21 protein-coding genes and 1 pseudogene are annotated in these 26,969 nt (G+C 31.5%); 3 read left to right on the top strand and 19 right to left on the bottom strand.

Features of this window, described 5'->3' with window-relative positions; genetic code table 11:
* Window positions 1–58 precede the first annotated feature (58 nt).
* The 3 genes from A6J74_RS00715 to A6J74_RS29865 form a co-directional block, all read right to left on the bottom strand.
* Window positions 59–340 carry a hypothetical protein gene (locus A6J74_RS00715; protein ID WP_000053167.1) on the bottom strand — a complete coding sequence of 94 codons (282 nt, stop codon included), beginning with the start codon at window positions 338–340 and terminating at the stop codon, window positions 59–61.
* Between the two features lie 253 nt (window positions 341–593).
* A complete protein-coding gene (locus tag A6J74_RS30240) occupies window positions 594–716 on the bottom strand; it encodes a hypothetical protein (RefSeq protein WP_000562068.1) in 123 nt (40 codons plus the stop codon).
* A gap of 30 nt (window positions 717–746) precedes the next feature.
* Window positions 747–902 (bottom strand): hypothetical protein, encoded by a 156-nt coding sequence (locus A6J74_RS29865; protein WP_000056873.1) that lies wholly within the window; start codon window positions 900–902, stop codon window positions 747–749.
* Between the two features lie 1,067 nt (window positions 903–1,969).
* Between A6J74_RS29865 and A6J74_RS00705 the strand changes: the two genes are divergently transcribed.
* On the top strand, window positions 1,970–3,436 hold the full coding sequence (locus tag A6J74_RS00705; protein WP_001069197.1) for a catalase: 1,467 nt from the start codon (window positions 1,970–1,972) through the stop codon (window positions 3,434–3,436).
* A 428-nt stretch (window positions 3,437–3,864) separates the two neighbouring features.
* On the opposite strand, the gene A6J74_RS00700 is transcribed toward A6J74_RS00705, so the two are convergent.
* From A6J74_RS00700 to A6J74_RS00655, 10 genes and pseudogenes are all read right to left on the bottom strand, one after another.
* Window positions 3,865–4,887, bottom strand: coding sequence for a sensor histidine kinase (locus A6J74_RS00700; RefSeq protein WP_000021943.1), 1,023 nt, complete (start codon window positions 4,885–4,887; stop codon window positions 3,865–3,867).
* Complete coding sequence (locus tag A6J74_RS00695; RefSeq protein ID WP_080609174.1) at window positions 4,884–5,555, bottom strand: response regulator transcription factor; 672 nt, start codon at window positions 5,553–5,555, stop codon at window positions 4,884–4,886. The genes A6J74_RS00700 and A6J74_RS00695 overlap by 4 nt, the downstream gene beginning before the upstream one ends.
* Before the next feature lie 196 nt (window positions 5,556–5,751).
* Window positions 5,752–6,123, bottom strand: coding sequence for a YxeA family protein (locus A6J74_RS00690; protein ID WP_255410426.1), 372 nt, complete (start codon window positions 6,121–6,123; stop codon window positions 5,752–5,754).
* A 61-nt stretch (window positions 6,124–6,184) separates the two neighbouring features.
* Window positions 6,185–8,167: an ABC transporter permease gene (locus A6J74_RS00685; RefSeq protein WP_000286995.1), complete on the bottom strand. Its 1,983-nt coding sequence runs from the start codon at window positions 8,165–8,167 to the stop codon at window positions 6,185–6,187.
* Complete coding sequence (locus tag A6J74_RS00680; protein ID WP_000836176.1) at window positions 8,157–8,924, bottom strand: ABC transporter ATP-binding protein; 768 nt, start codon at window positions 8,922–8,924, stop codon at window positions 8,157–8,159. The genes A6J74_RS00685 and A6J74_RS00680 overlap by 11 nt, the downstream gene beginning before the upstream one ends.
* A gap of 402 nt (window positions 8,925–9,326) precedes the next feature.
* Window positions 9,327–9,521 (bottom strand): annotated as a pseudogene (locus A6J74_RS30235) (type II toxin-antitoxin system RelE family toxin).
* A gap of 860 nt (window positions 9,522–10,381) precedes the next feature.
* On the bottom strand, window positions 10,382–12,676 hold the full coding sequence (locus A6J74_RS00670; protein WP_001172105.1) for a M60 family metallopeptidase: 2,295 nt from the start codon (window positions 12,674–12,676) through the stop codon (window positions 10,382–10,384).
* Window positions 12,677–13,068: 392 nt separating this feature from the next.
* Window positions 13,069–13,776: a response regulator gene (locus A6J74_RS00665; protein ID WP_000598686.1), complete on the bottom strand. Its 708-nt coding sequence runs from the start codon at window positions 13,774–13,776 to the stop codon at window positions 13,069–13,071.
* A complete protein-coding gene (locus A6J74_RS00660; RefSeq protein ID WP_000746347.1) occupies window positions 13,773–15,377 on the bottom strand; it encodes a sensor histidine kinase in 1,605 nt (534 codons plus the stop codon). The genes A6J74_RS00665 and A6J74_RS00660 overlap by 4 nt, the downstream gene beginning before the upstream one ends.
* A 643-nt stretch (window positions 15,378–16,020) precedes the next feature.
* Window positions 16,021–16,227: a hypothetical protein gene (locus A6J74_RS00655; RefSeq protein WP_000581809.1), complete on the bottom strand. Its 207-nt coding sequence runs from the start codon at window positions 16,225–16,227 to the stop codon at window positions 16,021–16,023.
* 2,003 nt (window positions 16,228–18,230) lie between these two features.
* Between A6J74_RS00655 and A6J74_RS00650 the strand changes: the two genes are divergently transcribed.
* Entirely contained in the window at window positions 18,231–18,560 is a 330-nt protein-coding gene (locus A6J74_RS00650; protein WP_000799645.1) for an Lrp/AsnC family transcriptional regulator, read from the top strand.
* Between the two features lie 385 nt (window positions 18,561–18,945).
* A complete protein-coding gene (locus A6J74_RS00645; RefSeq protein ID WP_000479686.1) occupies window positions 18,946–19,149 on the top strand; it encodes a hypothetical protein in 204 nt (67 codons plus the stop codon).
* Between the two features lie 552 nt (window positions 19,150–19,701).
* On the opposite strand, the gene A6J74_RS00640 is transcribed toward A6J74_RS00645, so the two are convergent.
* From A6J74_RS00640 to A6J74_RS00615, 6 genes are all read right to left on the bottom strand, one after another.
* Window positions 19,702–20,919 (bottom strand): MFS transporter, encoded by a 1,218-nt coding sequence (locus tag A6J74_RS00640; protein WP_001122313.1) that lies wholly within the window; start codon window positions 20,917–20,919, stop codon window positions 19,702–19,704.
* Between the two features lie 144 nt (window positions 20,920–21,063).
* Complete coding sequence (locus A6J74_RS00635) at window positions 21,064–21,519, bottom strand: GNAT family N-acetyltransferase (protein WP_001061014.1); 456 nt, start codon at window positions 21,517–21,519, stop codon at window positions 21,064–21,066.
* A 14-nt stretch (window positions 21,520–21,533) separates the two neighbouring features.
* Window positions 21,534–22,547 (bottom strand): NAD(P)/FAD-dependent oxidoreductase, encoded by a 1,014-nt coding sequence (locus A6J74_RS00630; protein ID WP_232304915.1) that lies wholly within the window; start codon window positions 22,545–22,547, stop codon window positions 21,534–21,536.
* 25 nt (window positions 22,548–22,572) lie between these two features.
* Window positions 22,573–23,481 (bottom strand): branched-chain amino acid ABC transporter substrate-binding protein, encoded by a 909-nt coding sequence (locus A6J74_RS00625; RefSeq protein ID WP_000659945.1) that lies wholly within the window; start codon window positions 23,479–23,481, stop codon window positions 22,573–22,575.
* A 66-nt stretch (window positions 23,482–23,547) separates the two neighbouring features.
* A complete protein-coding gene (locus A6J74_RS00620; protein ID WP_000546770.1) occupies window positions 23,548–25,563 on the bottom strand; it encodes a class I tRNA ligase family protein in 2,016 nt (671 codons plus the stop codon).
* 16 nt (window positions 25,564–25,579) lie between these two features.
* Window positions 25,580–26,869 carry a lysine N(6)-hydroxylase/L-ornithine N(5)-oxygenase family protein gene (locus tag A6J74_RS00615; RefSeq protein WP_001060352.1) on the bottom strand — a complete coding sequence of 430 codons (1,290 nt, stop codon included), beginning with the start codon at window positions 26,867–26,869 and terminating at the stop codon, window positions 25,580–25,582.
* Window positions 26,870–26,969: the final 100 nt, after the last annotated feature.

Genomic DNA, 26,969 nt, shown 5'->3' with positions numbered 1-26,969 from the left:
TTTTTCTTTTTACATGATAGATGTGCTGTTCTAGTTTTTTTGGACCTTTTGCATGCTTTCAAGAAATTAATTCTTGTGTTGCCATTTCTACAAACTGAATATCAGACTCTACAAGGTATTGAACATATGCCGTTTTCGCCTTCATATATTCATCTTCATTTTTCCATCTGTGATGGCTGCCATCATAAAGTATAAAAAAGGAGTCGCTTTTCAACGGACTTATCAATTTATTTATTTCGTTATTCTGATTAAATATTTCTTTTGCTTTTTTATGTGCCTGTAACACTTTGTCTTTCGAACATCCACCTACAAGCAAATAATGTGGAGTAATTAAACTCATTTTGTTATTCCCCCCCTCTATTGCCCTCATATACGATCCAGAAAGGATAGGAACAAAGAGCACGTATTGATTCTTCAAGCTAACATGATTTAAAAAGCATGAATGAGAGGAAGGATAATCTCAAATGGCTAGTGATATCTTCTAAAAAGCTGTCCTTCTTCTCACTTTGTACAACAAACACTTTAAGTTCGGATAAATGAGCTTGTTCTTTATACTTAGCTTTAATATCAAAGATGGTTCCACTTAAAAATGATTATGCATTTCTCCCCCACTTGAATCCAACGGTTTCATGAAGCATTTGTTTTGTCATTTCCATTGTGAATTCTTGGGCCTGCTTTTTCGAATGGATATCTATAATTCCATTCGAAGCAATCATTTCTCCCACCCTTTCGTAGTTATGGCGTTTTTATATAACTAAATACAATACAACTAACCAAAATGGCATTACCATTAAAAATCCATTTCTAATCCCTATTGCAAAAGCTAAAGGATCAACATTACAGTATGACGTTGCCTCTTTTTTAACCCGCTGCAACATCTTTTTTTGGGTGGGAAGGCTCATAGTGAATCTCCTTATCTTTCAATCTGTTTTCGTTTTCCATAACAAACTACCACCAAAACAGCCTATACAATAAATCACAATGAATTTCATAAAAATTTCTATAATTGCATCCGTCATTCCCCATTCTCCTCTCCCAAGGCCTGTAATACACAGGCTATAATTAGCAGAGTAAGAATTAATAATAAACTCCCTATATTTCGGTATTTTCTAAGCATCGGCATTCTCTCCTCGTAATTAACGTTTATTTCAGAAAAAAAAACAAGCTACGAAAAGTCAGAGAAGAAAAGAGCCCAATTTACCTCGTTATGAGCAAATCGGCTCTTTAATATTCAGAAGACATAAGCAATGTAAACTTATTGGGTGTAATATCCCGAACGTATATTCTCCCAAGAAATTAATATCTTCCTAGCCTAAAGGCGAATATCGTACGCTAGAGATCTTTTCATTTAAGAAGCTTGGTTGCTCCAAAATGCTGGCGGTGGACCCAAATAGTACATAATATCCTCGAATGATATTAATATAATCTCCATGCAATATCAATTCTTTTTTTATAAAAATTATAAAAAAAGAATTGATATTGGTTTTTTTATGACACTTATCGACAAATTATTTACTTTTATCAATTATCAATTTATAATAATTACAACTTAATATACATACTACATAACATGAAATAATTACTTAGTTGAGCATATAGTTCCCACTGGAGCGGTTTTAAAAAAATTCCAAAATGATGGACGAGTACTCATACGGATTAATTTATATAAATATAAGGAGAATGAAACAGCAGAAAAGATGTGTTATTAGTATGCTCTAGTTTAGAAGATTACTAATCGGTTGGATAATTTCAGGTGATAAGACAGAGTCATGGATTTCTTGCAGAGTATTTTAGGTTGGCTATGGTAAATATACAAGATATATTTATAGATTGATTCGCGGATCCTATTTCAAAAAATGAAATAAAAACGATTTTTATTTATTGACAAGCAATAAAACTAAATATATATTAAATTATAATAATTATTATGAAAAAATTATTATCGTTTATAAATAGGAGGTTCCACATCATGAATCCAAATAATCGCTTAACAACAAACCAAGGTGCTCCAGTTGGAGATAACCAAAATTCTCGTACAGCTGGTCGCCGTGGGTCGGTATTATTAGAAGACTATCATTTAGTAGAAAAGCTTGCTCATTTTGATCGTGAACGTATTCCAGAGCGTGTTGTACATGCACGTGGTGCAGGTGCTCACGGTGTATTTGTAACTAAAAACAGTATGAAGCAATATACGAGGGCAGCATTTTTACAAAATGAAGGAACTGAAACGCCTGTATTCGTTCGTTTCTCAACAGTTATTCATGGCCAAGGCTCTCCGGAGACAGCACGTGATCCGCGTGGGTTCGCTGTTAAATTTTATACAGAAGAAGGAAACTACGATATCGTAGGTAACCATTTACCAGTTTTCTTCATTCGTGATGCAATTAAATTCCCTGACATGGTGCATTCTTTAAAGCCAGCACCTGATACAAATATTCAAACGCCAGATCGTTATTGGGATTTCATGACGTTAACACCAGAATCTACTCATATGATGACATGGGTATTTTCTGATTATGGTACACCAGCAAACTATCGTGAAATGGAAGGTTTCGGCGTCCATTCATTTAAATGGATTAATGCAAAAGGTAAAATTGTTTACATTAAATATCACTGGAAACCACAGCAGGGTGTACGAAATTTAAGTGCAAAAGAAGTGGAACAAGTACAAGGTAAAGATTTCAATCATGCAACTCGCGATTTATTCGATGCGATTGAAAAAGGAAATCATCCAAAATGGGATCTATACGTACAAGTGATGCAATTAGATCAAATGGATTCTTTAGATTTCGACCCATTAGATCCAACAAAAGTATGGCCAGAAGATTGTTTCCCACTCATTGAAGTAGGGACAATGACACTAAATCGTAACCCACAAAACTTTTTTGCGGAAGTAGAGCAAGTGGCCTTTACACCAAGTGCAACTATACCTGGTATTGAACCATCTGAAGATAAGCTATTACAAGGTCGTTTATTCTCTTACCCAGATACACAGCGTTACCGACTTGGTGCAAATTATTTACAAATCCCTGTAAACTGCCCATACGCAACTGTTCGTAATCAACAACGTGATGGTGCGATGCAAGTAAATCAAAACCCATCTACAATAAACTATGAACCGAGCCGCCATACTGAAAATCCAGTTGAAGACCCAACATACCGCGATTCAACTATGAGAGTAGGAGGCTATGTATCTCGTGAAAAAAATGAGAAACCGAACGACTTCAAACAAGCCGGTGAGCGTTATCGTTCATTCTCTAAAGAAGAGCAAGACAACTTAATTGCAAACTTAACTAATGACTTGAAAGACGTAAATGAGCGTACGAAACTACTAGCTATTTGTAACTTCTTCCGTGCAGATCGCGAATATGGTATTCGCTTAGCAGAAGCATTAAATGTTGATATTTCATCGTATGTAGGAATTTCTACAAAATAATAACATGCTTAATTTTATTTTACTCTCAAATTTAACTTACAATATGTAAGAAAAGAAGTTGTCTCAAAAATTCGTTAAAAAACGACTTTTTAGGGACAACCTCTTTTTTTAGTTCTCTTCAACAATAGATAGGATTATTAATATTTGTTCATACAATTTATGCAGCATTTCCAAATTATTATTTTGTTTTTGCTAATCCTACAATTGCAATGCAGGCATATAGCTAACATATATTGGCTGTATTTTCTTATTATCGTTATAGCAAGGTTCTACACGCTTCCCTATGGATATATTTTTATTTTGGGAACCTTGGCGAAGAAGGGGTCTGTGTAGCAATGGAACCAAATCACGCAATAAGTATTAGCGGACATTATCCGTGCACAAAAAAAGAAAACTCTTCAATTTGGAAGACCTTCCTTTTTAAAGATTCATAAATAATCTACATAGTTTATCATATCTGACAAAGGAATTATAAATGTAACTTTAGTTCCTATATTTACCTTAGAGTCAATCGTAATTTTTATGCCTAGCTTGGAACAAAGCTTTTCACATAGATACAAGCCCATACCTGTACTTTTACTAAATCTTCTACCATTTTCACCTGTAAATCCTTTTTCAAATACTCTATTTATATCTTTATCTACGATCCCTACTCCATTATCTTCTATAGTTAACATGACTGAGTTAGCTTTCTTAACTGAATATATGCTGATCATGGGCGTTTCACTGTTTGCATATTTTACAGCGTTCCCTATTATCTGATTGAGCATAAACTCGAACCATTTTCTATCACTATATACAATTTCATTGATATCTTTTATATCTAGTTTGATTTTCTTATGAATGAAATCCCTATAATTTCTTTTCACGACATTCCTTACTGCATCATTAAGTTGAATGGGTTTAATAATGTAGTCTTTGCTTACATTGTTACTTCGTGAATAATACAACACCTGTTCTACAAATCCCTCAATCCTATCGATCTGGAGGTCTATTTTATTCGTTAATTCATTTTGATTATTTTCAATAATTAGCTTTGTAGAAGCAATTGGGGTTTTAATCTCATGTACCCATGTTTCTATATACTCCCTATAGTCTGCCTGCATATCTTTATAGTATTTCACCTTCTCATGCATATCTCTACTTACCTGCTTCAGTATATGGTTTAGTTTTTCCCCATGGATAAAATGAGCTTCCTTTATTACTTCTGGAAGTAGGTATTTCTTATCTAAACTTTCTAATATGCTGTCAACTTCATCATAATATGCTTTAGCCTGTATACACTCTAAAGCCATATACGAAAATAAGGGCAAAAACCAAATACAAAACACAAAGAATATGAGAAGGGCATGAAAATCCATCATAACCATCACAACTAATAATATAAAAAATAACAGCAGATTAGACATAATTACTATCACTTTGTCTTTAATGAATTCACCTATACTCATGGCATGATATACCCCAATCCCCTTCTTGTTTCGATTGGGTTTTCGATACCAAGCTCCTCAAGTTTTTTTCGTAATCTAGTAATATTCACAGTTAAAGTACCGTCATCTACAAAATAATCTGATTTCCACAAGTGTTCCATAAGGAACTCCCTTTTTACGATATTTCCCTTATTGTTTATTAAATAGGAAAGGATTTTCACTTCATTTTTCGTTAACTCTATCACTTGATCTTTATACATAACGCTTGCATTGGAAAGATTTAAATGGAAATCCATGTAACTTAACATATTACTCGTCTTCGAGCTTCCATATGTTCTTTTCATGATATTTGTTATCCTTGCTAATAATATTTCTGTATTATAGAGCTTTGTAATAAAATCATCTGCACCTAAATTCATACTCATTAATTCATCTACTTCATTGTCCCTACTTGTAACTATTATAATTGGAACATCTGAATTTTTACGTATTTCTCTACATATATAATATCCATCGAACACAGGAAGATTTATGTCTAGCAATATAAGATCTGCATTTTCGTTTTCAACATACTGCATAATATTAATATAATCTATAGGAGCTTTTACATCGTATCCATATCTTTGTAAAAAGTTTTGCAATTCTTCTCTAATCACTTCATCATCTTCAATAATCATAATTTTTTTCATATAATTCCCCCACCGATCTATTTCACCTTTCATTATATTATCTCTAATATTTTATATAAATATACAGCTATATTTAACTACTAAATATGAAAGTGCATATTTAGTTTTATTAGGGATTTTCACCTATTACATTCTTGATTATATTAAAGAGGTACCTACTTTTCAGTAAATACCTCTTTACATGAATCCTTATTTATCATTTAATATTTAACTTTTCTTTCACTTTTTCAGGTAATTGTTCCGCTGTTACCTCTTTATATGAGTTTATATCATTTGAATCCTTATTCAATGGTTTAAATACATCAACAGCAAGATATGCATTTACTCTCAGCTTTTTTTTAGCCCAAAATTTCACAGGAACCTCATTTCCGTTTTTATCATAGGCCACAAGATTATAACTAACGAATTCCTTCGAAGGGGCCGTGCCGTCTGATTTTCCATTTTCCGTTATTTTAACGTAACACTTTTCATACTTCAGTTTATTATAACCGTACCAGCCTCCAATTGCTGCGAATAACAGTCCACTTAAAATACTTAAAACAATTAGCGTTTTTTTCAAAATAATCACCTTTTACTTCTATTATTTTTACTGCTGAATTTTACTAAAGCCTTGTCTACAATCAATCTCTTTATAAATTACTCTTAACAATATTTTTATATCCTATATATGTTGTAAAGAAATATCCTACATACACTATAATAAATATGAAAGCAGTCATTAGCGCTGGAAGGGTAATATCTAGTTGATACACATTACTTATCGTGTCACTCATCATCTTAATTCCCACCACTGAGTGAATCAATGCAAGAATAACCGGAAGACTAAAATATATGCCAGTTTGCATAAAAATTGTTTTGTTAATCATTCTTTCGTTTGCACCAATTCTCTTTAAGGCTTTATATCTTTCTATACTATCACTGGCCTCTGATAATTGTTGAAGAGCTAATACAGCCATGCTAGTAATTAAGAACACGATTCCAATATATATTCCGATATACAGCACCATAACTGTGAACCCCTTGGATTCTGAGTATGTTTGATCCTTTGATACCCCCTGTGGCATACCTCTATCCCGATATCCAGCCATAAAAAAGTCATGGTCGATTTTAGCATATTTTTTATTATATTCTTCTCTGTTTTTATCTAAATAATTTACATTAAATACTGACATACGAATCTTATAACCTGATAAAAATTCATCATTTATAATGATTGTACATACATTATCTGTAAAACCACTAGTAGTATGAAGATTTTCTTCTATAACTTTAGTTTGTTTTACCGAATATTCCTTTCCCTTAATATTAAGTTTTTTACTGTCTTTTAACTTTTTATTAATTGGTTGAATTACTGGACCTTTATCTGATGAGATTAAAACCTCATCCTTATTTAAATTTATTTCTGTTTCACCCTTTAATTGGAGAATTTTATTATAATCAGATACCTTAACAAAGCTTACGTTAAATGGTTGAAGCTTTTTATCTCGAGATTTCAACAATTCTCCTACGCTTAACTCTGCATCATATTCATTGTAAACTATATATTTTTCATTTTTACTTATTTTAGATTTAATCTTATTTAACGTATCTTCATGGTTATTTTGACTAACATTGTACAACCTAACACTAGCATCAAAAGGCGTTACTTGTTCAAGTCCTTCTTCAGTAGCTTGTTTAAAACTTATTCCGGTAGACAATATCCCTATTGTAAGAAATAACATTAAGCAAATGAGAGACATGGATAAAAAATTCGTATTCACCTTACTATTTATTTGTTTAATTATAAAAATATTTAACTCTTTTAAATATATCTTTTTATTTTTCTTTACTATATACAAGATGAATCCAGATAAACTAAAGAAAAATAATACTGTACCTAAAATTCCAAGGATTATTGCTAGCAGGAACATAGGATTATCTATCCTAAAGCCTATTTTCAGTATTGTTTTATATGCATAGCCAAGCGAGATTACGCATAAAATAAATACCATTAGATGTATAATAGGATTTTTAAATTTTACCTCTTCATTTTTCTTACTTGCTGTTATCAAATCGATGATTTTATACTTAGAAATAACAAATACATTAAAGATTATAACAAGTAAGAACATGATACCAAAGTACAATATAGTCTTACCTATAGCACCAGTCGAAACTGCGAATTTATATTCATTCATCGGTAAATCAAATAGCTTTAAAGTCAAGCTAGATAAGGCTTGTGATACTACAATTCCTAGTATAAGTCCGCTAATTAAAGATATAGCCCCAACTATTATGGTCTCTGTTACTAATATGCTAGATATTCTTCTTTTTCCCATACCTAAGGTCATATAAATTCCTAATTCTTTTTTACGTTTCTTTATTAAAAAATTACTCGCATATAATATAAGACTTCCTAATATGATGGATACAAATACTGATATACCAGCCAATGTACTAGTTAATGTTTTTATATATGATGAACCTGAATACTTCAGTTCAGTAAGCGCCTTTTGTGACTCTATTGAATTAAAGCTATAAAATATACAAACAGCTAATGTTAGTGTTAAGAAATATATAGCATAATCCTTAAAACTCTTCTTTACATTACTTACGGCAATCTTAGAGTACATTATTATCATCACCTCCAAGCAGTGTGATTACTTCGATAATTTTATTAAAGAATTCTTTTCGAGAATCATTTCCTCTGACTAACTCATTAAAGATTTTCCCATCTTTAATAAAAAGGATTCTACGAGCATAGCTAGCTGTAAAGGCATCATGCGTAACCATAAGAATTGTTGTCTTTAAATCTTTATTTAGACTCTCAAATCTTTCCAGTAATAATCTAGATGATTTAGAATCCAACGCTCCGGTTGGTTCATCCGCAAGGACTAAGGATGGATCTGTCACGATTGCTCTTGCTGACGCAACCCTTTGTTTTTGTCCACCTGACATCTGATAGGGATATTTGTTTAAAACTTCTACAATCTCCAAATACTTTGCTACTGCTTTTATTTTCCCATCTATTTCTGAACTTTTTTCACCTTTAATTGTTAACGCTAAAGCAATATTTTCGTATGCTGTAAGAGTATCTAATAGGTTAAAATCCTGAAATATAAAGCCTAACTCATTTCGTCTAAATTTATCTAATGCTTTTGATTTTAACCTAGTAATGTCACTATTATTGATGATTATTTTTCCTGTAGTAACATTATCAATAGTTGATATACAGTTAAGAAGCGTAGTTTTACCACTTCCCGAAGGTCCCATGATTCCAACGAATTCCCCTTCATCTACTTTAAAGCTGATATTATCAATTGCCTTTGTTACGTTATCTTTATTTCCATAATACTTTTCAATTTTTTCAACACTTAATATGCTTTTCATTTGTAGCACTCCTTTTGGTAACGCTCCTTTTTGGGATTTCGTCTTATGTAACTTATTTTATCCGGTTATATTTGTAGTATCGATGGAACTACATTACATTAACGTTACATTTTTGTAATGTTTCACAAAAGAAACCCTCGACTCATGAATAAGCCGAGGGAAAAATAATGAAAGAGAATTTTGTTTTAGGCACAGTTCCTAAGTGGAAGCTAGATCGGAGTTAATATTTTAGACACAAAAAAGTTAAATCTATGCTACTTTTTTAGCCATATCTTCTATTACTTGGTGATTCGTGGGGTCTGAAGCAAATCACGCAATGAGCATTAGCGGGCATTATCCGTGCACAAAAAAGGAAGGCTCTTTAATTTGAAAGACCTTCCTTTTTAAAAATACATGTTAGTATTATTTATAGATGTCACCACGAATTCCGATGGCTTGTATGTATATGACTTTCTTATTATAATTTATTTCAAATAAAATTCAAAAGGTTCCAACCTGTAATTGATATAAATCTGTGTAACCCTTCATACTTCTAATATCTCCTTTAGGGGAGATTTCAAGAAGCCTCTTCAGCCCTTCAGCAATTCTTTTTTGTATTCCTTTTTCTTACTTTGCAATAAATTTTATTGCGAACTTATGGTAAATCAACTTGTATCCCGAACTCAAGTTCCTGCCTTCTCCTGATACATATCCTTCTTCATTTTGTAATTGTTCTAGCTCTTGTTTCAATAATAGTTCATCATCTATTTCTGTACAATCAATGTTCTCCCAATCTGCAAGTTTTCTTTTTGAGCGTTGAAATCTTCTTAACGAATAGCCATATACTACACCGACCTTCGGTATTGTTTTAAATGTCCACTAATTAATATTAGTGGACATAAAGTGTAGAAAAATAAACGTTTGATGTCCGCTAATGCTTATTGCGTGATTTGGTTCCATTGCTACACAGGCCCCAAGAACTAATGTATACTTGAATCTTTGTAAGAATAAATACTAAAATATAGATAGTTAATCAATTTTAATTATGTAAAAACTACATAACTATAAACAGTGCTAATAATGGCTTAATACTCTCGCATCAAGGGGGAAGTACCTAATATCCTGAAGAGAGATCTCAAGGCATCTGATATTGAGGATAATAATTTGTGGTATGGTTCAATTTGCTTGATAGAGTAGAGAAATGAGATAGAATAATAGACTTTATGAAAAGAGCCCTTAGGAGATAGGGACTCTTTAGGGCTCACCTAATCACATGAATTGATTAGGAGGAATATAAATATTTTAACATATAGCTGATTCATTTGAAGGTAACAAAAAAATTACAGAATTTACGATACGAGAAAGCCCACACAGGACTTTAATCCTACTTTAGACGTGGGAGTGTCAATCAATCTCTCCATTGTTTCAATTTGAGCTCCTGATTCAGTCTTACTTTTATTAAATGCACTGAGGTACAACTATTTTAGTACCTTTTTAAATTTGCAACCAAAAGTAATTATCATACCTACAAGAACCATCAATATGCCTATTGCTGCACTATTATTTGTACTTGTACCTGCTTTTGGAAGCTCTTTATACGTATCTTCTTTTTCATCAGAATTACTGTTGTTAGAGATATTATTAATACCATTTTTTTCATCTTTCACTACCACTTTTTGTATTGTAATTACCTCATTACTACCAGAGTCACGACCAAGTAATTTTACCTCGGAAGTACCAGTTTTAAATATATCTATTTCACCAAAATGTCTTACTTTATCAGTAATATCACTATCTTCCTTCTCAATAGCATTAACCCCAGATATTGGTGAGAATTTGTCTCCTACATTCATATTCACTTCAGTAGGTACATTTAACTCAGGCTCTTGAATCTCAATAGGTTTTTCTTTTTCTTTAACTGTTACAGTTTGTATTTGAGTTGCCAAATGACCTGCAGAATCTTTAACTGTATATTTAATCGTGCAAGTGCCAGGTGTATTTGTATCTACTTCACCTTCATATTTTACTTCTGATGTAAGATCACCATCTTCTTTATCAGTAGCACTTACATCTCTCATTGGATCGAATTTATCCCCTTCCGAAATTTTAGTTTCTGAGGGCACTTTTAGTAATGGCGCCTCATCTTTTATTTCTTCTTTTTCTTTAACCGTAATCGTTTGTTTCGCGTTTACTTTATGATTTTTAGAGTCTTTAACTGTGTATGTTAACTCGTAAGTGCCTGCTTTAGAGGTATCTACTTTACCGTCAACTGTTATTTTATTAGTAAGGTCTCCGTCTTCCTTATCAGTAGCAGACACTCCTGACATTGGATCGAATGAATTACCTATAGTAATTGTCGCTCCAACAGGTACTGTAAAATTCGGTTCCATATCTGGAGTTTCTTCTACAATTACAGGTTTAGAATCTGTTGCTTCCCAAATAGGTGCGGTTAATATCGGATAGTTCAAAGCTTCTATTTTTTGTCGCGTTTCTTGTGATGCTTTCAGTCCCCATTGATCAAAAAACGGGAGTACATTTTGTTTCGCTACTTTGGATGTATTGTAAATGAATGCTTGAATTTTCTCTTCATCCGTTTTTGGAAGTCGATCCTTTGGTAACTCTCGATATAGTTTGTGAAGATTCGGATAAAAGTCTTCACCATATGCGAGATGAAGTTGCCAAGGCATAACAAGTTTCACAAACAAGTCATTTATATTTTTATAGTCTTTATCTATTTGTTTTAAGTATGCAAAAGCTTTATCGTAATCACCTGATTTTTCTAAGCGCGTCGGTTGATTCGGGAATAATCGCTTTTGTGCAGCTAAAGAATATAGATTAACTGTTACTTCACCCATCCCTCTTAAATCATTCCACGTCCATGGGTGTTGTTGTCTTGCATGTCCCGCTTCGTGCATTTGTCCCCATCCAAATTTATTTACATTTAAAGCACTTTCAATTGCGTTACCAGCAGTAGTAAATGCAGCTCCATCTAGACTTGCATACATGCCCCATGTTGGTCTGTTAGGATTTTCTATAAAGGCCCAAATACGTTCAGTCGAACGATGTAAAGGATTAGGATCTGTTTCAGATAATCCAGATATTTTATCTTGCGCTCGAATCATTTCATCATATGTTTCTAATAACGGGATAGGATCTTGATTCACTATATGCTTCTTAGCACTATCCTGAGTAACCGTAAGTACTGCTTTCCTTGATTTTAATTGAACAGCATGTGCATTTGGATACTTGTCCATCATCGCCATCCAGTCTGCTTTCGTATGCTTCCCTAGTTCAAAGAGTGGAATATGGCTCCCACCTTGTGTGACTTTTACCTTAACTGTTCCTGTAGTTTGATTATTATCAAGTCCTAATAACCCACCATTTGGAGATGAAATCTTATTCGTACCAGGAGAAAGTTTAATTTCTTTTCCCCATTCTTTATCATAGCCATGTGTTCCAATAATTGCTCTAATCTTATTCGTTCCTGATACTTCAACTGTAACCTCTTCATTCGGTTTTATATAAATTCCAGTTGGTATATAGGTTTTTTGTTCACTTCTTCTCTCTCTTGTGGCTTCATCCTGATAGCTTCCTGTAGCTGGTAGCTCAAACTCCCTTAGTTCATATTGGTTTGTAGTTTGTTGATTAACTGTTTCAGCGTGTACATTTAAATTGTTTGTTATAATAGGTGTAAATACTGTAGTTGTCAAAATAGCAGATGTCGCAATTACTTTCATCGGTTTTTGAAATATATAATGATTCCTTTTCTGCATATAAATAATCCTTTCTTTTTCAATTTGTTCCGTTAAAATCCTTTTGTTGAACGAATGTAATTAATTTCGATCTCCTGGCGAGTTTATATTTCTGAAATTTCAGAAATATAAACTCAGAAATCTTACTATTGTTTAATAAATATAAAACATACCAGAAGAAAGAAATTTTCAACCTTGTTTATACTAAATAATTACAAAATATAGGGTATGAGAATGAAACGAACCCATTTCCTTTTTTCTTATTAATAAGAATTTAACATCGAACAAGTCTTACTGCAATATAATTTGACAATTATATCTTTTTTTCGACAATTTTCTTATCTTACTAAATAAGTAGTCTTACATCACTCAACAAGAAATTAAAAAAATATAAGCGACTTATCATAAGTCGCTTATACGTAAAAACTTATTTTATTTTGGTCAATGCATCTCAATTTACTCACCGGCCTTCCCACATGCTGATACACCATTTTATTCTCTAATATTCCTATTTCAGTCAAAAACATGACATACTTTCGAATAGAAACTCTTGAAATTCCTACTAATTGTGCCATTTCATCTGTTGTAAACGTCCGTCCATTCAGTGACTCTATTTTCTCCCAAATTAATTGTAACGTTTGTTTCGTTAATCCTTTTGGAAGCTCTTTAGTGACAATAGGCTCTCTTTTTTCCTTTTGTAAAATTAACGAATCTAATTCCGATTGACTAATTTTTTGTTGTTCTGTCATGAAAGTAAGCTTTTCTCGATATATAGCTAATGCCTCTTTAAATCGTTCAAATGTAAATGGTTTAATTAAATAATCTACTACGCCATAATGTAATGCTTTTTTAATACTCCCCATATCATGTACAGCTGAAATCATTATAATATCGATTTCTTTTTCTTGATTTCGAATATACATTAAAAGCTCAAATCCAGTCTCTTCAGGCATAAAAATATCAAGTAAGACTAAATCTACTCGCGATTTCTCTAATACTTCTATCGCCGATTTTACTGAGTTAACTGCTTGAACAAGTTCAAACCCTCCTACTTGTTCTAAATAATGTGTATTTAACATTGCTACCATCGGATCATCTTCTACAATTAAAACTTTAATCATATTTGCCCCTCATCCCTACTATTAGGTATTTCAATTGTTATCTTAGTTCCCTCTCCTAACGATGAATAAATATAAATCTCCCCATTTATTTGCTGTGTACTTTCCTTTACAAGATATAAGCCATAACCGCGATTATCTCCCTTTGTGGAATAACCTTTTGTAAATAATTTATCCAGCATATCTTCTGGTATTCCACTGCCTGTATCTTGTACTGTTATCATTAAGGCATCTCCATGTTGTATTCCAACTTCAACTTGTTTTTTCTCACAATTCATTACTGCGTCAAATGCATTATTGATTAAATTTCCAACAATCGTAATAAGTTCATGAATGATACAATCATCATATATATCTGGTAAGTCCGATTCTTCACTTATAATTAACTTTATATTTTTCTCCCTAGCATAGCTAAGTTTACCTAGTAAAAAACCAGCAAATACTGGACTTTTAATTCTTTTCATAACACCACCAATTTCATATTGATGCTCTGATACCATACGACTTACATATTTCTGCAATTCTTCATACTGTTTCATATGTGTAAGGCCTAAAACGACATGCATTTTATTCATAAACTCATGAGATTGTGCCCGTAATGCTTCCGCATATAGCTTAATACCAGTTAGTTCTTCTGCTAATTGTCTAATCTCTGTTTTATCACGAAATGTTGCAATCGCGCCAACTATTTCTCCTTTTACATATAAAGGAACACGATTCGTCACAATCGTAATGCCGTAAATATTTTGTTCTTCGTTTAATTGTACCTCTCCCGTTTGCAACACTTCTTTTATACGTGAATTCGGCGTATACATTTCAAGATTTTTACCGATAATATCTCCCGTGAGTCCACCTTTCTTTAATATTCGTTTTGCTTCGTTATTTATTAAAGTTACATTGGCATCTTTATCTACAGCAATAATACCCTCCTTCACCGAAAGTAACATCGCATTTCTTTCTTCAAGGATTTTCGCTATCCTATGTGGCTCAAGACCAAATAAACTTTTCTTTATATGTCTAGCTAGCAATATCGCCCCTATAATACCAACTAATATTCCTACTCCAACACCGATATAAATAATATGTCTACTTTTTTTCACACTCTCTTTCACATTATCAGCTGAAATACCAACAGCGACCGCACCAAGTTGCTCACCTGTTTCAGCAAAAATAGGTACGAATACTCGCATAGAAACCCCTAAAGTTCCTTCTGCAAGTGAAACATGCTCCTGTCCCTTCAATGCAGGTCCCTCATCTCCTCCAATAAAATGATGACCTATTTTCTTTGGATCTGGGTGAGACTTTCTTATTCCTCCCATGTCCATAACAACAATAAATTGAACATCTGTATTTTTTAATAGCCTATTTGTATACGTTTGGATTGCGGAAGTATCTGCTTTGCCTGTTAAACCATCGATTACAACTGAATCATTCGCCACAATACGTGCAATCGTTTTTGCTTTCTCTGCTTGGCTATCCTCCGTTGCCCGTTCTACATTATGACTAATTAATATATCTGTCACAAGTAAAGAAAACATTACAACTGTACACACTAATAATGTGATTGTTTTCCATAAATCCAATAACTTTTTCCTTTTTTTCATCTCTTCATTGACTCCTCTAATTCTTCTATGCGATCTTTGGTAAATATACAATAAGTAAGCTGTTATTATACTTTAAATTTACTCATTATTTTTTGGAGTTTTTCTATCGTTTCTTCTAAGTTTTGATTAGCTGCAAAATTTATTCCATAATAAAAAATAAGAGAAATTTAATATTGTCATTTCTTTTGTAGCAAGGAGTATAAGATGGTTATGTTAGTCAACTTATACTTCTCACAAAACACTTCTAAATTACTCATAAAAGTTAATCTATCGCATTGCCATCAAGCTAAAAAATACACTCCTCCCTAAAATACAAAAGATGAGTTGAATCCTCATAAATAACTGTAGAATTATAAAGTTTTCTTTTTTGATTTTGGGAATATCTCAAAATATGAAGTTGATGAACATATGACGGATTCCTTAATTAGAGAAAGTAAAGCACATATGGATCTACTTAATAACCTAAGGAAAGTGGATTATTGCATAAAAAAGGCTCCATTTCTGGAGCACTCAAAAAAATGAATTTAAAAAAATAACAGACAATTAAACTATACAAATAACTCATAAATAAATCTATATATATTTTTAAAATTACATGTGAAATTGATAAAAAAAAGCTCCCTTTCTAGGGAACTTTTTTATCTTATTCAATGGTATATCGGCTATCTTCTGAAACATATAAACTTTTTGAATTAATTTCTATACTACAATCCCCTAATCGCCGCTTTACTTCTGATAGTAATTTTTCATTTGCTTCCTCTAAAGAACTTGCTGGAATCACCGTAGATTGTGAGCTTGATACTTTACCACTATACATCACTGAAAAATTCAATTCATATTGATGTATCAAGATTTCTCCACTCCCTTTTTCCCTAAGTTTTCTCACAGATCATTCTTATTTGTTGTTTACAATTATAATTTTTGAAGATAGGTACACACTTTGATACATATCAGATTTTTCTTAGTTAAGTGATAGCACACCGCAATCTTGCATGTCAGCGATACCAGAAATAGACTTCGCCTTTGGTAGCAAGAACCCCACTGACGTTAGTCAGCTGACCCTTTAGGGGGAGGAGTATCAATTAATAAAATATATGCAATAACTTTAAAAAAAATCATTGTTACATCTCACTAAGAATACAATTATTTTTTCCTGACTTTTTCAATGATTGCACCGATATATGCGCTCCCCTTTACCATGCCACGCGATACGTATGACGGAATTAACTTTATTCGATGGAATGAATTGTTTGAAAGAGAAGGAATCTACTTAGAATGACAATTTAGTAGGATAGGAAACCGTAAACGGAGCGTATCTTTGGGCGCACTGACTAATACCCCTTTTGGAATCGTATATAACCTAACTTCTTTTCCTATGCATCCTCCTATTAAAATCACGAGCAAGAAACTAAGGAACAATCTACATTTTATAAAGCCCTTACCCTCTTTAACATGCAATCCAGTAAAATAATTTGTTTCAGATACGTAGAAATAAGGTTTAATTAGCAATCAATGATTAGCTAAATATACCTAAATCTATTTGTTTCCAACCCGAAAGAGATAAATAGTTTTGTTCCCATTCATGAAATAGCACGATGTATGCATAATTACATATCTATTAAAATGCTTTTAGTGTTATATTTTAATAGCGATGAATGCTATTATTTCATAAGTTGTCAACAAGCGTTATGTATGAGAAAAAGGAAGGAGCCAAATAGGCCCCTTCCTTTTTCTACTAATGAACTAAATTACTCTCTGGTAAAAATTTAAATAGTGATGCTGATTCACAGGCGTCTAAATATTGCTGGTATGATCACTTTACCTATTGTGGCAATACTTACAAGAAGTAAGTACTCTTTTATTTACGATACAATGGAATTATTATCGTTTATTTCTCAACATTTAACATATTGAATTAAATTCCCCTTATTGTTATTATAATGGTGACAGTTTGTTTTCTAGTGCTTTAATTGAAGGACCTGATTTAATACATCAGGTCCTTCTTAATTTTCTCATTAATAAGATAATTTTTTTAAAACTAGATAGGCATATTTTATTTTATAAAGACTCTTCACTCATAAAAATCTACCTTTTTTTAAATGACTGAGATTCTATAGACTTTTTTAAAAGTAATAAATAATTATAAATAAAAAGAGAAGAACCCACCATAGTTCTTCTCTTTTTATTTATAAATTTAGGGTTTTCATATCTGTTGATATGAATAGCAGTAAATTAATGGATGAATAATTTACTAACAAAATTATAACATGTTAAACAAAGGCTTTTATATGCAATATTGCATATAAAAATTCAATTTTCAAACAATCACATATTATAAATTAAAAACTCAATTAGTTGTTATTTTATAATTAAACAAATAATAAAAAAGCAACTCGGATTGGGGTTCGAGTTGCTTTTTTAAATAATGCTTATATATGTATTATAACATTTTGCGTAATAAATCCAATATCAATCGACTGACTTTTCTTATTTCTCAATATTTTCAGTTTTATAAAATTGCTCTTTAGCGTTTAGAAAACTATCATAATTACCAAGATCTATTAAATTTTTTCAATAATATACTTCTTAATGAATAATAGAATGTTATACTATTTCATGAGAATAATTGCTTTTACAATTTGTTGAAAATAGATACTCAATAACTTTTGATCATCCGATGCTTTTTTCATAATATAAATTCCTCCTTTTAAAATTTTTTACCATATAATATTTTATATCTATATCTGAATACCTTTATAATACTAAACCCTACTTCGACTTACCATTTCACCTGTAATGGAAAAAGGTTATATTTTTTCTATTTGAAACTAATTTGAAAGGATTTTTTATCAAATGAAAAATACCGTTATTCAAACTAAATCCACTAACATGATTGGAACGGAAAATAGCAATAAAGAAACAACTACAAATTCTTTACAAGCAATATTAGAAATAAAAGTAAAAGAAGGACAATTCCAGGAATTTATGGATTGTATACAGCTTGAAACAAATATTGAATTTTGTTATAGAGTTACAGGAAAGACTGACTTTATTGCTAAAATCATAATAGCTGATTTGAGAGAATTAGAAGAATTTGTTGATAATTATATTTCTGTAGCTCAAATAGTATCTAATCTTATAATATTTAAAACAAATACTAATTATGATTTGACAGAGAATTAAGGTTATAAGCGATTTTTCCTAATAATAAACACCATAACTAAAAACTACACTCCTAACAATTTGGGTGTAGTTTTTTGACAATATAAATTAAGTTTAAGTCACAACTTGTGATATGAACCATAAGTTTGCCAGAACGGCAAGCTTATGGTTCTTTTTGTTTGCGGCAAACTTATGCTTCCTATAGCTTTGAAATAAATTCGTACCGATTATAAAAAAGTTGATCGTTTTATCCCTTTGGGTTTACTTATCTATAGGGATATTTTTATTAATAAAAGAAACATGATATGTAAACTGAATATAAAAATATTTTAATCCTTTAAAAATATTCCATAATTTAGTATTATTTAAATATGGAATATTTTGTTTACATGAAAGGGGTAACTATATGTTTTTACAAAAATATAAAGGTTTGATTATTGGGATAATTGGTGCTGTTATAGGGATATTATCTTTCTTTTATCTTAAGGATTTAGATTATATGTATAGATTGGGTCTTAGATTATTTTCTATAACATTAATAACTATAGGATGGATTATTGTTGAGAATTCGAACCATTTCTATAAAAAAAAGGATAATGGTAGTGTATAGATGTTACTATTCCCAAATTTTTTTTGCGTTTTATTAATCAGAGAATCACATAGTAAGGTTATCATGTGTAATTTTAATCAACCATTTTTATAAAAACCAATCTTAAATCTACTGGAAAAGAATCTATTCTAAAATCAACGTTTGTAGCATGTTTTTGATCAAACTTTATTACAAACAAACAGCATTCACGGCAAGTTTATGCTTCCAATTGCGACAAACTTTTAGGTAAAGTGACACAACTCTAAAACATAATATAAATACATTACTACACAAAATGCATAGTAAAATGGATCTAATACTCTCATATCTATATAAGGAATTAATGTTGATATTGTTTCATTTGAGAAATCTATCAATAGAGTAGTGGAAATTTAATTGCTTATTTGAATTGGAATTAGTAAATGATATTGACTATTTTAATTATAATTAAAGGCGAACGAAAAGAAATGAGTACTGTATTATACAGTACTCATTTCTTTTCGTTATTTATAAGTTGTTTCGACGTTATAAAATTTACTTCATTAGCTATTCTTTTCATTTAATACGCTACTATTAAAATGATTTTGGAGCAACTTCTTGTTGTAAAACTTCTATTTTTTTTCTATGATTTAGTTCGTTAAGATAAATTACCATCATAGTAGCAGCAACAACCGTACCTATCACTCCAAACAGGTGGCCTGCATTCATAATCCCAATCCATTGAATAGGTAATGCTAACGATAAAGGTAAAGCGGCTTTGGTAAACTGGAATGCTAGTGTAGATCGACTAGACCAAATAACCGTTTCTTCTTTTGTTTTAATAAAGTCAAACATGACAGTTCTTTGATTGATACGTGAACGATTAAAAACAAAACCAAGCATAAATGAAACGGCAATTGCTAAATACCAGGAATGCACTAATCCTAAAGTAATATCAAAAACAGCAATTAATAGAAAAATTGACCTTGGAATAAATTTCTCAAATTTCCCAACAAGTGTAGCTAATAAAGCCCCTAAACCTGCTGCGGCACTAACAAATCCATACTGCATAGGATCCCAACGATATACATCGTGAAATAAAATTGGTACTAAAAAATTAAATGATGCAAGTTGTATTGTTAAAACAGCAATACCAGTAATTGTAATCCATAATATTTTTGAATTATCTATTGGATTTACTTTTTCAATATGATTTGATACAGGTTTTTTATTTTGCTGAACATCTTTACTTTTTAATAGCGGCATTAGAAGAGGTAAAAATACCCCAATACCTAAAGAGAATGCTAAGCCATAAAGTACATTATTAAATCCACCTACATTCATCATAAATCCTGCTATTGCGTTCCCACCAAATGCTCCAATTTGTATTGCAGTTTGTAACATATTTGAAGCCTTTCCTGCTGGAATTTCTCCTGATAATACCATTTGAGACATATAAGTTTCCAAGCTTTGCGTAGATAAAAATAAAATAATAGAAAAAACACCTGCAAAAATATATAAAGTAAAAACATTAATATGCTCACTATTTAAAAGACTTATTATAATCAGAATAATACCGATGCAACGGACACCAGAGAAAATTAACAATGGACTTTTTGTTAACCACATCTTAAGACTTTTCGAATATTTTTGCATAAAGAATGGTAACAAACTCATTAATGTTAATATAATTCCTAAATGAGTAACTGATCCCCCTTTATCCAAAATTGTCCAGGTTAGAGTTACTGTTAACATACCTTCCCCACAAAGAGTCAGCGCCAATAGTACTATAAATATAAATTGAATTGGCATTATACATTCCTTCTTTCTTATATCGGTTGTTTGACCTTAAATTTGTTTTAACTTGTTTAAAGAAAGGGATTTGGAAAATACATAACAAAATTGCACATTGAAAATATTCTGTTATATCCGCCCTAAATACTATTAGATTGCTATTTAAATACTGTAAACAATCCAATCACTCTTATTTGCTTTTTGCTTTTTATAGAAATTTTGGGCAACTATATTATCTTTTGCGGTAACCCATTCCATATATGCATAATTATTGTCTTGGACATACTTTTTACAAGTATTAAATAACATATCCCCAACACCCAATTTTCTATAATCAGGGATAACAAATAAATCATTTAAAATCATTGCTCTTCCCATACTTAACGTACTGAAAGTGGTATATAAAGTAGCAAATCCTACTGGCTCTTTATTAACCGTACAAACGTAGAATAATCCCAAATCTTTATTTTTTATTATCGTATTTACTAATGTATCTAAAGAACTTTTTTCATGCACAGGTTTTTCATAGAATTCCATATACATTCTAATTAAATTGATAACAGTCTCTCTATCATCATAGGTTGCTTCAAAAATTTCAATATTCTCGAGATTGTTCATAGTCTTTTCTCCCCTTATACTCCAGTAATCACTTTCGCTATTCTCTTACCAATACCAGGAGCCAACTTTACTCCACCACCACTCCAGCCAGTTGCAACGATTAAGCCTTGTGCTTGTGGAAATTGTTCTATCATTCCTCGATTATCTGATGTATATGCATCAAAGCTTCTTCTTCCACCTATAAATAATTTTTTATTTAGATATGGCAATCTATTTTTTGAATTTTGAAGCATTTTTTCAAAGTCATTTGGGTCAATTGACATTTTTTTGTCCGGATCAATATCATACTTATCTACTGGATATCCTACTAGAGAAGTACCTAGATTATCAGGTCTGCCATATAATCCAGTACTATCATCTATAAAAATTGGATGGTCTGTTTGTCCTATTCCATCAAAGAAATGAATTTGAATAATTTTACTTCTTACTGGAATTTTAATGCCTATAGTATCTAATATATTTCCACTCCAGGCTCCAGCTGCAACAACAACATGTTTACAATGTATAGTCCCATAGGAGGTTTTAACACCTACAACACAGTTATTATCCATTAGAATTTCTTTCACTTCGATTCCTTCACAAGCTAATGCACCTTTAGTTCTAGATGTTTCAATCCATGTATTCGTGGCTAACGATGGGCTAATGTACCCTGCTTGTTCCTCGTAAGCCACACAGCTGTTTTTAGGAAAATTTATAAATTTAAATTCTTTCTTTAATACTTCAGGTGAAAGGATACTAATTTTATGCCCAGATTTTTCAAGTTCTCCAATTTGCTTTTCCATTTTTATATGTTGTGTTTCATTCTCAACATATAACATTCCAGTCTGCTTAAATTTAACCTCTTCACTAATACTAAAAAAATCATTTATTCCTTCTTTTGCTATTTCAGTTAGATACGGATCATTATGATAGACCCTTATAAAACCTCCGGATTGGCCTGTTGATCCACTACTAAAGGAATTTTTCTCTAATAAAATTGTATTTGTAATATTTTGCTTGGTTAAATAATACTGTACAGCTGCACCAATAATGCCGCCGCCAATAATAACTACATCAGCTGAATGTTTTATGATAATTCACCTCAACAAAAGATTTATCAATAACTTGTGCAATTATCCATGAAGCTCCTAAACGATCTCCATTGCTTGAAAATTTAATTGTAGAATTACCTGTTGCTAATTCATTAATTAAGTTTTCTACATTAGATTCAATACATTCTAATAGATACGAAGCTGCAAGAAATGATGTTTCTACATAATCCTCTTTTGCTTTTATGGTAAAAGCATCGTTAGAATAATCTTGGGCTAATTCTATAAATTCATCTACATAAGAATCATCTGAAGCTATAAAAATTCCTTTATACCCTCTCATCCTTAGTTCCCTTAGATAAGTTGCGGAGTTAAAGTGTGTCCCAGCAAAGAATATTGCATCGCTATGCTTATTATTTTCACTATTAAAATCTTCAATTCTAGTAACTTCTTTAAATAAAGAATTTGCACTTTGATACAGTAAATCTGCTAGGCTTTTCCCGTAAAATGTTTCATCGGAAACTGCCGTAATCGTTTGAATATCTTTAGTTTTCAAAAAATTAATAACGGTTTCAGCTTGTACCAAATCATTAGAACAAAACCTAAATACTAATTCCTCGCTATTAAGCGTAACTTCTAAATTAGTTGATGCAGGAACTAAGAATGGAATTTTCGCCTTGGAATAAAACGGTATTGCTTTTAAAGCACATGCACTATTAAAGTGGCCAATTACAGCAACAACCCCTGATTCAATCATTTTTTTAGAAATATCTTTGATGGTATTTGGATCTCCTTTATCATCTTGATAAACCCATTCGATGTTATCAGCATAATTTAGCTTCGCACGATTTACACCCTCAATTAACATTTGTCCGTATACAGACCTAGGACCTGAAAAAGGGCCTACTACTCCAATTTTTATTTTCTCTTTCATAATTTGAGCTCCCTATATATTTTTTATTAGGAAATATGAGGAGGTAAGTACTACCTCCTCATATTATCAAATATTCTGAAGATAAAAACTGTCGTTTGTTTTTGAAAAATAATTCTCTTGAAGATCCACTTTCTGTCCAGCAGGCAAAAAGCTTACTTCCTCATCCAACTGCATGTCAACATTAAATCCCAAATCCCCCCATAGCATTTTACCAAATGTAGGCATGATCGGGCTAGAAAATATTGCTAAAATTTTTGCAGTATATAATTCTAGTGCAATAGCAGTATTTCTTCTTTGTTGATTATTCTTTAATACCGTTAAAAATTCTTCTCCTGCCGAGAATTTTTTAGCAATTCTCACTAATTCGTTTAATAATCTAACTACCTTTTGCGGTGAAAATGTATTTGGTTCATATGCATTCATAATTTCATTCATAATTCGATTTACATGTTGATAATACATTAAATAATTACCTGATAGTGTCTCTAATTCTGGAGCACCATTTGGAAACTCTGCTTCTAACTTGCATTTTAAATCATGTAACCATGATTCCCATTCTTGGTTTAAATTCGTATCTACAATATGATTAAATTCTTCCATAGTAAAGTTTGTTTCAACTGTTTCCGGTCTACTATAAGATAAATAATACCTTACAACATCATGTGAAGCATTTTCTAATAATTCTTTGCCCCATACAGCATGTCCCCTGCTTGTTGAAAACTTAAGACCCTCTAGTTGATAAAATTCATTTGTTATCATTGTTTTAGGAAGAGTTATATCTTCACTATATGCTAGCCAAATAGCTGGGAAAAGCACTGAATGGAAATAACCATTATCATATCCAAAGAAATTAATGATCGTCGTATCTTGATTCTTCCAAAAATCCCTTAACGTATACGAAAGGTTTTTATCCTGAATTAATTCGTTTGTTGCAGATAAATATCCAGGTGCCATTTCAAACCATACATATATAGTTTGATTTTCATATCCTTCTACCGGAACTGGAATTCCCCAATCAGATACATGTGAAATAGGAATATCAGGCAAATCCTCATCTAGCATTCTCTCACATAATGCCGTTAGATGTGGTCCTATTTTTAATTCTTTGTAGTACTGTTTTAATTGTGTTTTATAATTACTTAATGGGAAAAATAGTTGTTTAATTTTAGATTTCTCTGGTTCGCTGCCACAACATTTACAAGTTGGGTTTAATAAATCTATACACAAATTAGGTCTACCACATTTTTCACAAGCGTTGCCATCTGATAATTCATCACAATGTGGACAATTACCTCTCACATAAGCTTCATAAAGGTGCTTATCGCATTGCTTACAGAATAGAATGTCGACTTCTTTTTCTACTAATTTACCTTCATTCCAAAGTTTTTCAAAAAACTCTTTGACAAACTCAATATGGAATGTTGAAAAATGAGGTTTTACAAAAATATCCGGATTAATTTCTGCTAGCCTTAATGTTTTTTCAATTTCATTAGCAAAATGATCTGCCGTTTCTCTAGGAGATTTTTCTAATTGTCCCGCCTTAAACGGCACATAGCTTTGATGATCATCCGCCCCACTCATATAAAAGACTTCATTTCCTTTAAGTTTTAAATATCTAGTTAAAATGTCAGCTCCTGTATATGGACCAGATAGGTGCCCCACATGTAAATCACCATTAGGCGTTGGTGGTGTGGCCGTTATTAAATATTTCTTTTTACCTGAATCTAACTTCTTGCTATTTTTTTTACTAAAAGCATTTTCCCACCATATGGTGAAGAATATCAAATTTTCATCTGATGTATTTTTCAAACTATGTTCTTCAAATGGTGGAATAAAGATGGCGTCCCCTTGCGTAACAGGTTCTTCTTTTTTACCCACTTTAACTATTCCTTCACCCTTAAAGATAATAAAAGTTTCAACTTCATGATGTCCATGAATTTTAGAAATTTCTCCAGGTTCTATGATTCCCCACATTGCACCAAATGGTGAATCATATAATTTATTAGAATGCGGAAATAATCGTTGACACATAATATCATATTCATTTGTGAAAATCTGTGGATTTATCTTTTCAATATGCATCTTTAGACCCCCTATATTATGAAACCACGTTTTTAGTTTTTTCTTCTGTTAATGAATTATTTTCTTGTACGGTTTTTAAAATTTCATTTGACCGAATAGATAAATTAGATAATAAAGTGTCACTCAGTCCATGAGTGCTTTCATTTACACCCTGCAAATAAATACCAGGTTTAAATTTATCCGTTGTTTCTAAACGATAATTTCGGGAAACTTCAATATTATCTGAAATGTACGAGTTAAGATTTTTTAATAAAGGATGGTTCTTTTTACTTTCGTACCCAGTAGCAAGAATTACAGCATCAGCTTCAATAACAACTTCTGTATGTTTAACTATGTCTTTGTAATAAACAACCACTTTATCAGACAGTGTTTTTATCTCCGTTAATTCTAAAAATGGCTTTATTCTAAAACGATCTTCTCCATGAAATTTTTGGTTATATAAAGCTTTATTAATTTGGCTTATTAAACTTCCATCCGCAGCTGCATAATTAGTATCACTGTGGTGTTTTAATAAAGCATCTCGATTTTTTTCTGGTAAAGAATAAATAAAGTCAATCATATTAGCATCAAATATACGATTAACAAGCTTACTTTCATTTACAGCTTTATATGAGAAAGGTCTCATCGTTGCCGTAATATCTGATTTCGGATAATTATTGATTAGATGGAAAAATAATTCAGCTGAACTTTGTCCCGATCCTACAACTAAAAACTTATGAGCATCATTCTGTTCAAAGTTATTAATTTTGTTTTTAAATTGACTTGAATGAAATACTCTACTATTATTCATTTCAATATTTATTGGCGTTCTTGGTGTTCCACCCGTAGCCAAAACAATATTTTTAGTAATATAGCTCTCTAATTGATTAGTTTTTGTATTTTGCACAATAACTTCTAATAATTCGACAGAATCTTCAGACACAATAGGGTCTACTGAAATTACTGTTCGACTATAATAAACGTGATCTTCTAATTGAGAAGCAACCCAAGACATATAATCATTGTATTCAAGTCGTGACGGATAAAACTCTGAGAGATTAATAAAATCGCTTAGTCTTTCATTTTCATGTAGGTAATTTAAGAAGGAGAATTTACTTTTAGGATTTTTTAGAGTTACAAGGTCTTTCAAAAATGAAATTTGAATATTTGTATTATCTAAAAGCATCCCCGGATGCCATTGATAGTGCGTTTTTTCTTCTAGAAAAATTCTTTCCATTGAATTATTTTCTTCTTCAATAGCAGTTGCTAAAGCTAGGTTCGCTGGCCCAAATCCAATTCCAATAACGTCATAGATTTTATTATTCATTTGACTCGTCCTTTTCGTTTTTTTAAATTCTCGTATATAATTTTATTTTTTATAGTTTTTTTATATTTTCTTTATATTTTTAAAAATAATTCCAGAAAAA

This window comes from Bacillus sp. FDAARGOS_235 (assembly GCF_002073415.2).
In the GTDB taxonomy this organism is placed as follows: Bacteria; Bacillota; Bacilli; order Bacillales; family Bacillaceae_G; genus Bacillus_A; species Bacillus_A toyonensis.
This window is presented reverse-complemented; position numbering and strand designations above follow the sequence as displayed.